Raw genomic sequence first — 14,947 nt, forward strand, 5'->3', positions numbered from 1 at the left:
ATCAAAATCAGATAACAAAAAAGCGTAGTGAATGATCCTGGCTATTTCTAGCTGGGATCATCGTTGCTTCGCAATTGTCAGTGTGATTTAAACCCCGCCGCCGACATCAGGAGCCGGAAAACCATACTGACCGCGAACAGCGCCATAACGCTGCCACCCCAGATTAATAGCATCCAAATCAAGCGGTTCAGGAAGGTTTGTTTCATCAGTGATACCCCTCGCCAGGCTGCACTTTGCCGCGGAACACGTAGTAGCTCCACAAGGTGTAAATCAGAATAATTGGAATGATCAGCAGCGCGCCGACCAGCATAAAGCCCTGGCTCTGCGCGGGTGCTGCCGCCTGCCATAGGGTGATATCTGGCGGAATAATGTGTGGCCAGATACTGATGCCAAGGCCGCTAAAACCAAGGAAAATCAACCCCAGTGTCTGTACAAAAGGCAAGGTGTGGTAATCCGGATTGTTGAGGCTACGCCATAACCAAAGACTCAGCGCTACCACCAACAGCGGTACCGGTGAGAAGAAGTAGAGGTTTGGCAGACTAAACCAGCGATCGGCAATCGCCGCATGTGTCAACGGCGTCCACAGGCTGATAACAGCAATAACCGCCAGCAGCGCCAGCAATAAACGCTTCGATGCATGACGCATTTTTTCCTGTAACGGGCCATTGCTTTTCATCACCAGCCAGCTTGCCCCCAGCAAGGCATAGGCGATCACCAGGCCCACCCCGCAAAACAGGGTGAAAGGTGTTAACCAGTCCAGCGCACCGCCGCTGTAACTGCGCCCGGTGACGGAAAAGCCATTAATGACCGCTCCAACCACTACGCCCTGGGCAAACGTAGCAAGCAGTGAGCCCGACAAAAAAGCTTTATCCCAGAACGGTCGATGTGCAGGCGTGGCTTTAAAGCGGAATTCAAACGCCACGCCGCGGAAAATCAGCCCCAGCAGCATCAGCGTTAGCGGAATGGTCAGCGCATCCACAATCACCGCATAAGCCAGCGGAAATGCGCCGAACAATCCCGCGCCACCCAGGACCAGCCAGGTCTCATTGCCATCCCAGACCGGTGCAACGCTGTTGACCATCACATCCCGCTCATCGGCATCACGCGTCAGCGGAAAGAGAATGCCAATACCGAGATCAAAACCGTCCATCACAATGTACATCAAGGTGGCGAAGACAATAATGACGAACCAGATTAACGACAGATCGATACCCATTAGTGACTCTCCTTATGCCACGCCTGCGGGCCGTGGGTGATCAGGCGCACCATATAGCTGTAGCCGACGCCAAAAACCGAACAGTAGACAATAAAAAACGCCAGCAGGCTGATGCTCATGTGCAGGTCGCCATGTGCCGAAACCGCATCTGCCGTACGCAACAAACCGGACACGACCCACGGTTGTCTGCCAACCTCTGTGGTCACCCACCCGGCGAGAATGGCGATCAAGCCAGCGGGCCCCATCCACAAGGCAAAATGCAAAAATGGGCGAGACTGGTACAAACGCTGTTTGTAGCGCAACCACAACGCGCCAACGCCCAGCGCAATCATCAATACGCCCAGTCCGACCATCACGCGGAATGACCAGAACACCAGCGGCGCGTAAGGGCGATCTTCTTCAGGAAACTCTTTCAGCGCCGGAACCTGCTTGTCCAGGCTGTGGGTGAGGATCACGCTGCCCAGCGCCGGGATCGCCAGTGCGTAACGTGTGCGTTCCTGCGCCATATCCGGCAAGCCAAACAACAGCAGCGGGGTGGCTTCACCGGGCGGGTTTTCCCAGTGGCCTTCGATGGCGGCGATTTTTGCCGGTTGATATTCCAGCGTGTTGAGTCCGTGCATATCGCCAACCATCGCCTGAATCGGGGCGACGATCAGCGCCATCCACATCGCCATGGAGAACATTTTTCGCATGGCGGGGGTGTCGTTACCGCGCAGTAAATGCCAGGCAGCGGAAGCGCCGACAAACAGGGCGCTACTGAGAAACGCCGCAATGGTCATATGCAGCAGACGATACGGGAACGAGGGGTTAAAGATCACCTTTAGCCAGTCGACCGGCACAACCTGGCCGTTTTCAATCACAAACCCTTGCGGTGTATGCATCCAACTGTTGGACGCCAGGATCCAGAAGGTAGACATCAGCGTGCCAAGCGCCACCATGCAGGTGGCAAAGTAGTGAAGACCCGGTCCAACTTTGTTCCAACCAAACAGCATTACGCCCAGAAAACCCGCTTCAAGGAAAAACGCCGTCAGCACCTCATAAGTGAGCAGTGGTCCGGTAATGCTGCCGGCAAACTGGGAAAAACCGCTCCAGTTGGTGCCAAACTGGTATGCCATCACCAGCCCGGAAACCACGCCCATTCCGAAGTTAACGGCAAAGATTTTCGACCAGAAGTGATAGAGCGTGCGCCAGTCCGGGTTGCGGGTTTTCAGCCACAGCCCTTCAAGCACCGCCAGAAAGCTGGCGAGACCGATGGTGATCGCCGGGAAAATAATGTGAAAAGAAACCGTGAAGGCGAACTGTATTCTCGCCAGGTGAAACGCATCTAAACCAAACATGCACAACCCCAAATCAAACGTTGTGGTGGTTATGTTAATGAGCGCGAGCCTGAACTTGCAGAAACAGATTAGGGAAATTTTTCCATAACAGTTGCTCTGATAATGCTATTTAGTGGCATCTGATATAGACACGCTGTTTCAGTGCCAATACGGGTAGGGCGTGTGGCGTGGTAGCCAAAATGTCTCTGTGTTAGATTTATTCTCTTCTAAGATTTTACCAGGTTATGAATGGATCATAACCGTTAAGCCTGACTTCTCACCGGAAGGAGATGGACGTTGAAGGTTTATTTTTGCAATTCACTCGCGATTGACGGGCCAGAGGGTTTGTATTTGGTACCGGATAATATCGTCACTAACCACAGCGCACAGTGGAATGATTTCGGCTTTGAGATGATGTTTGCAGTTCATTATCACAGTCGTCGCCAAGAGACAGAATATATTGGTATGGCGCGATTTTTATGTCGCAGCCGGATGAATACCGCGAGTTATTTTACTGAGCACGGCGAGATTGTGCGTTCAGGGTTGTATGATATATCAAGGTTTATGCGCATCGATAACATCATCTCGCTAGGCAATGAGATTGATTACTACAAGATGCTGAATTACTTGAGAATGGAGTATCGTCTTGAACCGCTGGTGCTATTGAATAATTTATGCGACGCCAGCTATTACGCTCTGTTTCATAGTGAAACAGGGTTCAAAACATGGAACGGTTATAAAAATGCCTTTCTGCGCAATAAAACGACAGCGGAAACTTTATTAACAAAAGGGGTGAGTATCGCTGCGCCTGGCGCTATCGACTTAGCCCATCAAGACCTGACAATAGAAGAATTGGATCTACCTGAGACATTCGAACCGGTTAAATTTTCTTTCAGCCGCCGACGCAGTGGCGAGCTGACCGATAACATTAATATTATTATCGGTAAAAACGGGCTTGGTAAGACCCTGGTGTTGAAAGAAATCATCAATAGCATCGCCGGGATCTCATTAGACAAAACCAACAATGGTAAATTCCTCAAACTCATTGTCGCCGCTTTCAGCCCCTTTGAAAATTTCCCTCATCGTGAAGAAATTCTCGATGAGATTGAAAAATTAGAACCCATCCAGATTCGCTCGTCAGAAGAAGAAGCCCGGCGTATAAAAATGCTCGACGCGTATACCTATATCGGTTTTCGCAACCCGCAACGGGTATTTGATACCGAGTGGCCAAAAGCGCAGTCGGTGATTGCGCTGCAAAAAATACTTGAGCATGAAAAAGTCTCTGCAAAACTCAAAGAGACCTCCCGGTTTACACTGCTGACGCAGACCCTTCGCCGGGCGCTCTCCTTTGATCATATTGCCTTAACCGACAAAAATGGGTTTCAGATCATCGTTGATCCGAACGACGATATCGACTTTGATGCCATCAATCTAAAAGCAGGCTTGTCTTTTATTCGCAATGGCGACGAAAAAGCCATGAGCTCAGGCCAGCTAATGTACGCCTATATGATACCGCCGCTTATCGCCCACATTGAGGATGAGAGCCTGGTGCTGATTGATGAGCCGGAGCTTTACCTGCACCCGGAACTGGAAATTGGCCTGATCAAGATGCTAAAAACCCTGCTGCGTGAAACGCGTTCCTATGCAGTGATTGCCACCCACTCAGCGCTGATGGTACGAGAAATACATAAAAACCGCGTCACCATTTTGCAGGAAGGAAACGCGTCACAGCATTCGACACGCGTGATGCAACCGCAAAGCGAAACCTTTGCCGCGTCTATTGAGCAGATCATTGGCGAAGCATTTAACGATTACTTCAGCAGCAAGCCGTTTGAAGAAGAGATCGATGCGCAAATCAGGAAATATGACTCTGCTGAAGAAGCAATAAGAATATTGTTCCCGAAATTGGGTTCAGACGGACAACAATATCTTTTCAGCAAGCTGGATAATTCACATTATACGTTGGGGGACAGGGATGAAAGCACTGAGCCATATGCGGATCCCGAATGATGACAGTTGGTTAGCGCTGGCGCTGGATTCTGACAAAGATAAAGTTCCACAGTTGCATGCTATTTCTGCACGTTTACGTGTTCGCTACCCTCAGTATGATCGTATTATTCAAAGGTACACAGTCAGGCCAGCGAACAGTATTTTCAAGAATGGCGATGATTTTGGGCCTGAAAAAGAGTTATTAAACCATTTTTACAATTCTGCACCTGCAAACCTGGGTGCTGAGTTATCGCGCCGTCGTAATAATAATGACCTTTCTGAATGCCCTTATTGTGGCTACCCGGAAAAACCTAACACGCTGGATCATTTTATCCCTGAAAGTGACTGGCCTGAGTTTTCCATTTATCCCGATAACTTAGTTCCGCAATGCATATATTGCGCGCGAATTAAAAGCAAACGCTATTATTCAGACGATGAAAGGCGATGCTTTTTTATTCATCCCTTTTATTCCGCTCTCCTTGAAGGGACACGCTTTGTCATTCAACTCTCATTAAGGCGTATTGAGCCGGATACGGTCACGGTAATAGGTGACCCGACATTCACTGTTCCTCCTGACACGTCGGAGGAAAATCGCAGACGCATTAAATTGCATATCGATAGTTTACGTATTGCTGAGCGTATCCGGGAATATTGTTGGCAGGAGCATAACAACCTCAAAAATTTTATTGAGAAAGGCAATCAGACCCATAACCCGGTCAATGTGGACGGCTACTGCCGGGCACAACGCGATAGCGCTCTGGTGGCAGTGGGCATGGCTGAACGCATTAACGAACCTGATTATCCGCACTGGGCTTCAGCCTATTACGTGGCATTAATTCGCAATACGGCGGTGATGGATTACTACAAAAGCCTGGTGGTCGCACCGCCTGCGACGTCAATCGCGCCGGTTGCCAGAGCGACCGCAAACGTGCCGCTGTAGAGGATTATTTGCAACATAATTATAACAGGCGCTGTTTTTTGTCGTAATATTCATAACTGATATGAAAAGGAACGCTCCCGTTATATGAAAAAATACCAGCGCCTGGCGCAGCAAATCAGTGAACAGATTGAACTGGGCGTCTGGCGGCCGGGAGAGAAACTGCCGTCGCTGCGTGAGCAGGTCACCAGCAGCGGGCTGAGTTTTATGACCGTCGGCCATGCGTACCAGTTGCTGGAAAGTCAGGGGCGGGTGATTGCCCGCCCGCAATCCGGGTATTTCGTTGCGCCCGCGCCGGGCACGCCTCGCGCGCCGGAGATGAAAGTGACCCGCGATGAAGCGGTGGATATCAACACCTATATTTTTGACGTGTTACAGGCAAGCTGTGACGCTTCCGTGTTGCCGTTCGGCTCCGCCTTCCCGGATCCCAAACTGTTCCCGATGCCGCAACTTAACCGCTCGCTGGCGAAAGTAAGCAAAAGTGCTGCCGCCATGAGCGTGATAGAGAACCTGCCACCGGGCAACAGTCAGCTTCGTCATGCCATCGCCCGGCGCTATGCCCGCCAGGGTATGAATGTCTCGCCAGATGAAATCGTGATTACCGCCGGGGCGCTGGAGGCGCTGAATCTCAGCTTACAAGCCGTCACGGAGCCAGGCGACTGGGTGATTATTGAAAGCCCGTGCTTTTATGGCGCATTACAGGCGCTGGAACGCCTGAAACTGAAAGCGCTGTCGGTACCAACAGATGTGAAAGAGGGCATTGATCTGGATGCGCTGGCGCAGGCGCTGACAGAGTACCCGGTCAAGGCATGCTGGCTGATGACCAACAGCCAGAACCCGTTGGGTTTTACCCTCAGCGCGGAAAAAAAAGCGCGACTGGTCGCGCTGCTGGCCGCGCATAACGTCACGCTGATTGAAGATGATGTTTACAGCGAACTCTATTACGGCCGTGAACAGCCGTTGCCTGCCAAAGCGTGGGATAAACAGGAGATAACGCTGCACTGCTCCTCGTTTTCAAAATGCCTGGTGGCGGGGTTTCGTGTGGGCTGGGTCGCGGCAGGTCGCCATGCGAAGCGCATTCAGCAACTGCAACTGATGAGCACCTTATCTACCAGTTCTCCGCTGCAACTGGCACTGGTGGACTATCTCTCTACCCACCATTACGACGCCCATCTGCGCCGCCTGCGCAGGCAACTTGCGGAGCGTAAACATCTGGCCTGGCAGGCATTGCTGCGCCATTTACCGCCAGAGGTGAAAATTTACCGTAACGAAAGCGGCTATTTTTTATGGCTCGAATTGCCCGCCGGTCTGGATGCGGGCGTTCTGAGCCAGCGAGCGCTGGCACACCATATCAGTATTGCGCCGGGCAAAATGTTTTCGACCACGGATAACTGGCGATCGTTTTTCCGCTTTAATTGTGCCTGGTCGTGGGGCGATAAAGAAGAACGCGCGGTCGTTCGCCTGGGGGAATTAATCCGCGACATGTTGAAATAAACGTCGGCAAGTTGTTCTTATTTTCTGAAGACACCATTCTCATTTTAAAAATAGCGACGGCGTAAACAGAGGTTACGTCGTCATTATTTTCTGCGCTTTCGTTGTGTGTATTCATAGGAAATGTGAATAGCAACACAGATTAACGTGCCATCGCTAACCCCTTGTCTATACTCTAAAAGACCGCGGCTTATTATTTTCATAATTAACGTAATGCGGAGTCAGTCACATCCTGGCGAAATTTCTGATGGGCGACATTCAGCCCGTCAGGCCGCCGACTATTTTTAGTAAGGGAGATATATTTACGGCAAGGCTGCCGCTCATTTTTCATTGCGACAGGAGTAAAACCGATGAGCAAGAAATTTGCCCGTAGCAGCCTGTGTGCGCTGGGTATCACTGTGATGACTGCACACGCAGCCGTGCCAACGGAAGTGGGACCCGGAGAAGGGCGGCTGGATATTATTGCCTGGCCGGGTTATATCGAGCGCGGCCAGACGGATAAGCAATATGACTGGGTCAGCCAGTTTGAAAGCGACACAGGCTGCGCGGTGAACGTGAAAACCGCCGCCACCTCCGATGAGATGGTCAGCCTGATTGCGAAAGGCGGTTATGACCTGGTCACCGCCTCCGGCGATGCCTCGCTGCGATTGATCATGGGTAAGCGTGTGCAGCCGATTAACACGGCGCTTATCCCGAACTGGAATACCCTCGATCCGAAGCTGGTGAAAGGTCAGTGGTTCAATGTGGACGGTAAGGTTTACGGCACGCCCTATCAGTGGGGCCCGAACCTGCTGATGTACAACACCAAAACCTTCCCGACACCGCCAGATAGCTGGTCTGTGGTTTTTGTGCAGCAAAATCTCCCCGACGGTAAAAGCAACAAAGGCCGCGTACAGGCTTACGATGGCCCCATCTACATTGCCGATGCGGCGCTGTTCCTGAAAGCCACACAACCGCAGCTCGGCATCAGCGATCCCTACCAGCTTACAGAAGCGCAATACCAGGCGGTGTTGAAAGTGCTGCGCGATCAGCATCTCCTGATCCACCGTTATTGGCATGACACCACCGTGCAAATGAGCGACTTCAAAAATGAAGGCGTTGTGGCCTCCAGCGCCTGGCCTTATCAGGCCAATGCCCTGAAAGGTGAGAATCAGCCCATCGCCACCGTGTTCCCGAAAGAAGGGGTAACCGGCTGGGCCGACACCACCATGCTGCACGCACAGGCGAAACACCCAAACTGCGCCTACAAATGGATGAACTGGTCGCTGACGCCAAAAGTCCAGGGGGATGTGGCGGCCTGGTTTGGTTCATTGCCGGTGGTGCCACAAGGGTGTAAAGCCAGTGCCTTGCTGGGCGAAAACGGCTGTGAAACAAACGGCTACAGTTTCTTCGACAAAATCGCTTTCTGGAAAACACCGGTGGCTGAAGGCGGTAAATATGTGCCTTATAGCCGCTGGACGCAGGATTACATCGCCATTATGGGCGGCCGCTAATCTGCCGGGAGCGACGCATGACTGATGCAGTAGAGTTTCAGGATGTCTCCCGCCTGTATGGCGACATTCGGGCGGTGGACGGCGTGAGCATTGCCGTCCGCGATGGGGAATTTTTCTCGATGCTGGGGCCATCCGGCTCCGGCAAAACCACCTGTCTGCGACTGATTGCCGGTTTTGAACAACTGAGCGGCGGGGCGATCCGTATTTTTGGGCGTGAAGCCAGCGAACTGCCGCCGTGGGAGCGGGATGTGAACACCGTTTTCCAGGATTACGCGCTGTTTCCGCATATGTCGATCCTCGACAATGTTGCCTACGGATTAATGGTCAAAGGGATGGAGAAAAAACAGCGTCACGCCCGCGCCCGTGAGGCGCTGGAGAAGGTGGCGCTTGGCTTCGCGCACGGTCGCAAACCTTCGCAACTCTCCGGCGGGCAGCGCCAGCGTGTGGCTATTGCCCGCGCCCTGGTGAATGAACCCCGGGTCTTACTGCTGGATGAACCGCTGGGCGCACTGGATCTCAAGTTGCGCGAACAGATGCAACTGGAGCTGAAAAAACTCCAGCAGGATCTGGGCATCACCTTTATTTTCGTGACCCATGATCAGGGAGAAGCGCTGTCGATGTCTGACCGGGTGGCGGTGTTCAATAATGGCAAAATTGAACAGGTCGACACGCCGCGCGAACTCTATCTGCGTCCGCGTACGGCGTTTGTCGCCAGCTTTGTCGGCACCTCGAATGTGTTTGATGCGGCACTGGCGGGGAAACTGTGCGGTATGCAGGGCATGTACTCGCTACGCCCGGAGCATATTCGTCTGAACGCGCCGGGTGATATCGAAGTTGACGCAATCGTACAGGCAGTGCAATACCAGGGGGCGTCAACCCGCTTTGAACTGGCGCTGCCCGATGGCGTCAGGCTGCTGGTCAGCCAGGCCAATCTCTCCGATGCGTTATTACCAGAGACGCTGGCACCGGGGAAAGCAGTGCGGGCCGCGTGGTCGCGGGACGCGATGGTGCTACTCCAAGGAGCGGGGTGAGATGGAGATGAGCATCACCGGCAGGTCATCGCGCCGCGCCAGCCTTAGCGGGCTATTCTGGCGTAAACCGCTACTCGGGTTGTTGCTGTTACTCCTTGGCCCCCTGATGTGGTTTGGCATTGTTTACCTGGGGTCGCTACTGACCCTGCTGTGGCAAGGTTTTTACACTTTCGACGATTTTACAATGTCGGTCACGCCGGATCTGACTCTGGCGAATCTGTTGGCACTGTTTAATCCGGCCAATTACGACATCATTGTACGCACACTGGTGATGGCGGTTTCGGTTACTGTGGCAAGCGCGATCCTCGCCTTCCCGATGGCGTGGTATATGGCGCGCTACAGTCGCGGAAAGTGGAAAGCCTTTTTCTATATTGCGGTGATGTTGCCGATGTGGGCGAGCTATATCGTGAAAGCCTACGCCTGGACGCTATTGCTGGCGAAAGATGGCGTTGCTCAGTGGTTTTTAAATCACCTTGGGCTGGAGCCTGTCCTGGCGTCGCTTCTTGCGCTGCCTGCAGTGGGTGGCAACACGCTGTCCACCTCCGGCCTCGGGCGGTTTTTGGTGTTCGTCTATATCTGGTTGCCGTTTATGATCCTGCCGATTCAGGCCGCGCTGGAGCGGCTACCGCCGTCGCTGTTGCAGGCGTCGGCGGACCTGGGCGCGCATCCGCGCCAGACCTTTCGTTATGTGGTGTTGCCGCTGGCGATCCCTGGTGTGGCGGCGGGATCGATATTTACCTTCTCGCTGACCTTGGGGGATTTTATCGTTCCGCAATTGGTGGGACCGCCGGGCTACTTTATTGGCAACATGGTCTATTCCCAACAGGGAGCGATAGGCAATATGCCGATGGCCGCCGCCTTTACGCTGGTTCCAATCGTGCTCATTGCTATTTATCTGGCGTTTGTCAAACGCCTGGGAGCTTTTGATGCACTCTGACCGCGCACCGTTTTTGCTCAAAGTCGCCACCTGGGGTGGCGTTATCTTTCTCCATTTCCCGCTTTTGATTATCGCCATCTATGCTTTCAATACTGAGGATGCGGCATTCAGTTTCCCGCCGCAGGGCTTTACGCTGCGCTGGTTCGGCGTGGCGGCGGCGCGGGGTGACATCCTGGATGCAGTCACACTGTCACTGCAAATTGCCGCCCTGGCGACGGTTATCGCATTGATTCTTGGCACACTTGCTGCAATGGCCTTATGGCGCAGTGATTTTTTTGGTAAGAGCGCCATCTCGTTGTTACTGCTGTTGCCCATTGCGCTGCCGGGCATCATTACCGGGCTGGCGCTGTTAACCGCTTTTAAAACGGTCAATCTGGAGCCGGGCTTTTTTACCATTGTGGTGGGGCATGCGACCTTTTGCGTGGTGGTGGTATTTAACAACGTCATCGCCCGTTTCCGCCGCACCTCCTGGAGTCTGGTGGAAGCCTCAATGGATTTAGGCGCAAATGCCTGGCAAACCTTTCGTTATGTGGTGCTGCCGAATCTCGGTTCAGCGCTGCTGGCGGGGGGGATGCTGGCATTTGCGTTGTCGTTTGACGAAATCATCGTCACGACCTTTACCGCGGGCCACGAGCGCACCTTGCCACTGTGGTTGCTTAACCAGCTTGGCCGCCCGCGTGATGTGCCGGTCACGAATGTGGTTGCGCTGCTGGTGATGCTAGTCACCACCGTGCCTATTCTCGGCGCCTGGTGGCTAACCCGTGATGCGGAAACCGGCAAATAACTGACAACGCTGAAAGGACAGAACTATGCAACATCAATTGTTTATCAATGGCGAACTGGTTAACGGCGAAGGTGAGAAACAGGCTGTCTACAACCCGGCCACCGGCGAGGTGTTGCTGGAGATCGCAGAAGCCTCACCAGCCCAGGTCGATGCGGCGGTGCAGGCGGCAGACCGCGCCTTTGCCAGTTGGGGGCAAACCACGCCAAAAGCACGGGCGGAGTGCTTGCTGCAACTGGCGCAGGTCATTGAAGAGAATGCCGATACCTTTGCCCGCCTCGAGTCCCTCAACTGCGGTAAACCCTTTCATTGTGTGCTGAACGATGAACTGCCCGCTGTGGTGGATGTGTTCCGCTTTTTTGCTGGCGCGGCACGCTGCCTGAACGGGTTAGCCGCAGGGGAATATCTGGAAGGGCACACGTCGATGATCCGTCGCGATCCGATTGGCGTTGTCGCGTCGATTGCACCGTGGAACTACCCGTTGATGATGGCGGCGTGGAAGCTGGCTCCGGCGCTGGCGGCCGGTAACTGTGTGGTGATCAAGCCATCGGAAATTACCCCGTTAACCGCACTGAAACTGGCAGAGCTGGCAAAAGATATCTTCCCGGCGGGGGTACTGAACGTCCTGTTTGGTCGGGGGAAAACCGTTGGCGATCCGTTAACCGGCCACGAAAAAGTGCGCATGGTGTCGCTGACGGGATCTATCGCGACCGGTGAACACATTATCGGGCACACCGCGTCATCCATTAAGCGCACGCACATGGAGCTGGGCGGCAAAGCGCCGGTTATTGTGTTTGATGATGCCGATCTGGATGCGGTGGTAGAAGGCGTACGGACATTCGGTTTTTACAATGCGGGGCAGGATTGTACTGCGGCGTGCCGTATCTACGCGCAGAAAGGCATTTATGCCGCGCTGGTGGAAAAGCTGGGTGCTGCAGTTGCCAGTCTGAAAATGGGCGCGCCAGAGGATGCCTCAACGGAGCTGGGGCCGCTTAGCTCCGCAGCACACCTTGCCCGTGTGAGCAAAGCCGTGGATGACGCTCGTGCACTGAGCCATATCCGCGTCATTACCGGCGGCAATAAAGGCGAGGGCGCGGGCTACTATTACCAACCGACGCTGCTGGCGGGGGCGAAGCAGGAAGATGCGATTGTGCAGCGCGAAGTGTTTGGACCTGTGGTCAGCATGACTGAGTTCGATAACGAAGAGCAGGTGCTGGGCTGGGCGAATGACTCACAGTATGGCCTGGCGTCTTCGGTGTGGACGAAAGATGTCGGGCGGGCGCACCGTCTCAGCGCGCGGCTGCAATATGGCTGCACCTGGGTCAATACGCATTTTATGCTGGTGAGTGAAATGCCCCACGGTGGGCAAAAACTCTCTGGTTATGGCAAAGATATGTCGCTGTATGGTCTGGAAGATTACACCGTGGTGCGTCACGTTATGATCAAGCATTAACAAAATTATCGGCTGCCAGGGAAGGCAGCCAAATCCTTATATTTTTGAGGTATATCTCATAGTCTGTTTTCGTGCTGTTATTATGCGCAAGAAACTGGTTTAATCATCATCAGCCACCAGCGGAATGGCAAAATATAAGTTTTTAAATAATACCGCACTCAGACATCTTCGTTGCCCTGTCACATTAATGTCATTAACGCGACAAATCGCAGTCATTACTGCCTTCGATAATGTCTGGCTTTTAAAAAAAATCAGGCAGGGGAAATATACCTATGAGTAAAACAGTGGTCGTGCTCGGTCCGGGCGGGACGTCTGAGTTTCTGACGGTTGCAGACGGTGAAACTTCAATTCCGTGGGCACTGGAAGGGCTCAATGGCGATGCAACACGCGGCGCCATGCCTATCGAAACCTATTATTGCGAAGGCGAAGAGTTTTATTTCGCACGCATCGAGAATATGTTGCATGGCGAAGTGATGTCATCGCCGCTCAATTAAAATTCAGTAAAAGACCACCTTCTTAGAAGGTGGCTTTTGAGAATGCCCCCTGTAAGGGGGGCTATTGTCACTTTCCGCTTACTACTCTAGCAATTCCATTTGCTGTTCATGTATTTGTTCCGTTTTCTCCTGATGCCTCACATATCGTCTGATAATTTCCTCGTTCACAACGACAGTATCTACAAAGTAGCCACGTGACCAAAAGTGGTTGCCCCATAGCTTCTTTCTTATGTGTGGGAAACGATTGTAGAGTCTGATTGCGCTGCGACCTTTCAGATGCCCCATTAGAGTTGATATCGAGATTTTCGGCGGGACTATTACGACCAGATGTACATGATCTGGCTGAACATTTAGCTCCAGAACCTCACAATCCTTTATTCCGCAGAGAATGTAGATTGTCCTGTAAAGTTCCTTGCCCAACTTATCTTTCAGGATTCTGAAACGGTACTTAGGCGTCCAGACTATGTGGTATTTACAACGCCAATATACATGTGATGAACTCCTGTAAAGCCCCATGTCGGTTTGTCTCCTTTTACTTGTGGTGAGTAAGCAGAGATATTCCGGCATGGGCATTCTTCAGGCTATAGCCTTACAGGATCAATCACCACCTCCCCAGGAGGTGGTTTAGGGGTGACAATAAAAAAAGAAGGGCTCTGATGAGCCCTTCTTTTTATAATAATTCGCATGCTTATCTTTTCAAAAAGACTTCATTTTCGCGAGGGGCCCAGTCTTTCTCCGAAAAGTCGTAGGTGGGCAGCGGCTCGTCTTTGATTCCCTGGGAACGCAGCACGGCGCGAACTTCCGCAGGTAAGTTTTCATCGCGGAAGAGTTCAGCTAGCACAAACATGACGTCGAGAAACGAGAGTTGTTTTATTTCAAAGGGCTTCCAGCCGGTGCGTTTGTGAATCAAATGATACAATGCTTCTTCGCCGGAGAGCGGCACGAAACTGCTGGCATATTTTTCCCGATGGCGCGCGAGTAGCGATTCAAGAATAAATATCTGCGCAGTGCGCTGGCGGGCTGCATGCGCCCGTGGACTGTCAGTGGTCACATCGTTGTACGTTATGTCATTGTTTTCACGTACCCGAACTTCTATGGCTTGCCACAGATCGTCGTATTTCTGCATAACCTTACCTTTTTCTCCTGAAGTATGACTTGCTGCCAGACAATAACAGAGTTACGCGATCGTCGCCAAACTTCAGGGTGCTATTCAACAGCATCGTTTATATTTTAATTTTACCTTAAATTAAATTTTCCTCCACAGACAATGTTCTCTGTTTTTATAGATTACGTCGCCGTAAAAACCCGCAGAATAATTTGCGTTTAATCAATGCTTATTCACTATGTGAATACTACTGTATAAACTCATACCTTCTCTGGATGCATATAATGAACAGGAATGCAGTGTTGTGCGGGGTGATCGCGGCTGTGAGTATGCTGATGACATCAGAAGGACTGGCAAAAACACAGGCGCTTTCCGACGCACAGATTAAAAAAGAGATTATCGCCGAATCGATCGCCAACTACCCTGGCCCTTGTGCGTGTCCTTATAACCAGGCGCGTAATGGTAGCGCCTGCGGTAAACGCAGCGCATGGAGCAGAGCGGGGGGATACTCACCCATTTGCTATGCAGACGAAGTGACGAAAGAGATGATTAAAACGTGGCGCGAACGACAGCGGTGATCCGTTCGTTACGGGCAAGCCGGGTGAACAGAACACCCGGCTTTTTTATGCCCATCAGTGGGTTAGATCAAAATACGCGCCCATGAATTTCAGGTATAAGTAATTAAACTTGATATATGTCAACAA

15 protein-coding genes are annotated in these 14,947 nt (G+C 52.3%); 10 read left to right on the plus strand and 5 right to left on the minus strand.

Annotated features, from left to right (window positions below; translation table 11 throughout):
- Positions 1-77 precede the first annotated feature (77 nt).
- The 3 genes from O9K67_RS12130 to O9K67_RS12140 are packed head-to-tail and all read right to left on the minus strand — an operon-like array spanning position 78 to position 2,553.
- Positions 78-206, minus strand: coding sequence for a DUF2474 domain-containing protein (locus tag O9K67_RS12130; RefSeq protein ID WP_071890023.1), 129 nt, complete (start codon positions 204-206; stop codon positions 78-80).
- Positions 206-1,216: a cytochrome d ubiquinol oxidase subunit II gene (gene cydB / locus O9K67_RS12135; protein WP_061496013.1), complete on the minus strand. Its 1,011-nt coding sequence runs from the start codon at positions 1,214-1,216 to the stop codon at positions 206-208. The genes O9K67_RS12130 and cydB overlap by 1 nt, the downstream gene beginning before the upstream one ends.
- Complete coding sequence (locus O9K67_RS12140; protein WP_061496010.1) at positions 1,216-2,553, minus strand: cytochrome ubiquinol oxidase subunit I; 1,338 nt, start codon at positions 2,551-2,553, stop codon at positions 1,216-1,218. Before O9K67_RS12140 ends, cydB begins: the two co-directional genes overlap by 1 nt.
- Positions 2,554-2,829: 276 nt before the next feature.
- On the opposite strand from O9K67_RS12140, the gene O9K67_RS12145 reads away from it, so the two are divergent.
- The 9 genes from O9K67_RS12145 to O9K67_RS12185 all read left to right on the plus strand — a co-directional run bounded on the left by O9K67_RS12145 (position 2,830) and on the right by O9K67_RS12185 (position 13,138).
- Positions 2,830-4,542: an AAA family ATPase gene (locus O9K67_RS12145; protein ID WP_061496009.1), complete on the plus strand. Its 1,713-nt coding sequence runs from the start codon at positions 2,830-2,832 to the stop codon at positions 4,540-4,542.
- Positions 4,508-5,461: an HNH endonuclease gene (locus O9K67_RS12150; RefSeq protein WP_061496007.1), complete on the plus strand. Its 954-nt coding sequence runs from the start codon at positions 4,508-4,510 to the stop codon at positions 5,459-5,461. The genes O9K67_RS12145 and O9K67_RS12150 overlap by 35 nt, the downstream gene beginning before the upstream one ends.
- Positions 5,462-5,545: 84 nt before the next feature.
- Positions 5,546-6,952, plus strand: coding sequence for an aminotransferase-like domain-containing protein (locus O9K67_RS12155; RefSeq protein ID WP_061496005.1), 1,407 nt, complete (start codon positions 5,546-5,548; stop codon positions 6,950-6,952).
- 347 nt (positions 6,953-7,299) lie between these two features.
- A complete protein-coding gene (ydcS, locus tag O9K67_RS12160) occupies positions 7,300-8,442 on the plus strand; it encodes a putative ABC transporter substrate-binding protein YdcS (RefSeq protein WP_061496003.1) in 1,143 nt (380 codons plus the stop codon).
- Positions 8,443-8,459: 17 nt separating this feature from the next.
- On the plus strand, positions 8,460-9,473 hold the full coding sequence (locus O9K67_RS12165) for an ABC transporter ATP-binding protein (RefSeq protein ID WP_061496002.1): 1,014 nt from the start codon (positions 8,460-8,462) through the stop codon (positions 9,471-9,473).
- A gap of 1 nt (position 9,474) precedes the next feature.
- Positions 9,475-10,410 carry an ABC transporter permease gene (locus O9K67_RS12170; protein ID WP_061496000.1) on the plus strand — a complete coding sequence of 312 codons (936 nt, stop codon included), beginning with the start codon at positions 9,475-9,477 and terminating at the stop codon, positions 10,408-10,410.
- On the plus strand, positions 10,400-11,194 hold the full coding sequence (locus O9K67_RS12175; RefSeq protein WP_061495999.1) for an ABC transporter permease: 795 nt from the start codon (positions 10,400-10,402) through the stop codon (positions 11,192-11,194). Before O9K67_RS12170 ends, O9K67_RS12175 begins: the two co-directional genes overlap by 11 nt.
- A gap of 25 nt (positions 11,195-11,219) precedes the next feature.
- The gene (patD, locus tag O9K67_RS12180; RefSeq protein WP_061495998.1) at positions 11,220-12,644 is read left to right on the plus strand and encodes an aminobutyraldehyde dehydrogenase; all 1,425 of its coding nucleotides are present in this window, start codon (positions 11,220-11,222) and stop codon (positions 12,642-12,644) included.
- Positions 12,645-12,916: 272 nt separating this feature from the next.
- Entirely contained in the window at positions 12,917-13,138 is a 222-nt protein-coding gene (locus O9K67_RS12185) for a hypothetical protein (RefSeq protein ID WP_061495997.1), read from the plus strand.
- Between the two features lie 81 nt (positions 13,139-13,219).
- Here O9K67_RS12185 and tnpA read toward each other — a convergent pair whose 3' ends face one another.
- Both tnpA and O9K67_RS12195 read right to left on the minus strand, forming a co-directional pair.
- Complete coding sequence (gene tnpA, locus O9K67_RS12190; protein ID WP_061493626.1) at positions 13,220-13,654, minus strand: IS200/IS605 family transposase; 435 nt, start codon at positions 13,652-13,654, stop codon at positions 13,220-13,222.
- A gap of 172 nt (positions 13,655-13,826) precedes the next feature.
- The gene (locus tag O9K67_RS12195) at positions 13,827-14,264 is read right to left on the minus strand and encodes an ECs1072 family phage-associated protein (RefSeq protein ID WP_061495995.1); all 438 of its coding nucleotides are present in this window, start codon (positions 14,262-14,264) and stop codon (positions 13,827-13,829) included.
- 263 nt (positions 14,265-14,527) lie between these two features.
- Here O9K67_RS12195 and O9K67_RS12200 point away from each other — a divergent pair, with 263 nt between their 5' ends.
- Positions 14,528-14,821: a hypothetical protein gene (locus tag O9K67_RS12200; RefSeq protein ID WP_061495993.1), complete on the plus strand. Its 294-nt coding sequence runs from the start codon at positions 14,528-14,530 to the stop codon at positions 14,819-14,821.
- Positions 14,822-14,947: the final 126 nt, after the last annotated feature.

The sequence above is a fragment of the Kosakonia oryzendophytica genome (genome assembly GCF_027886705.1).
Lineage (GTDB): Bacteria > Pseudomonadota > Gammaproteobacteria > Enterobacterales > Enterobacteriaceae > Kosakonia > Kosakonia oryzendophytica.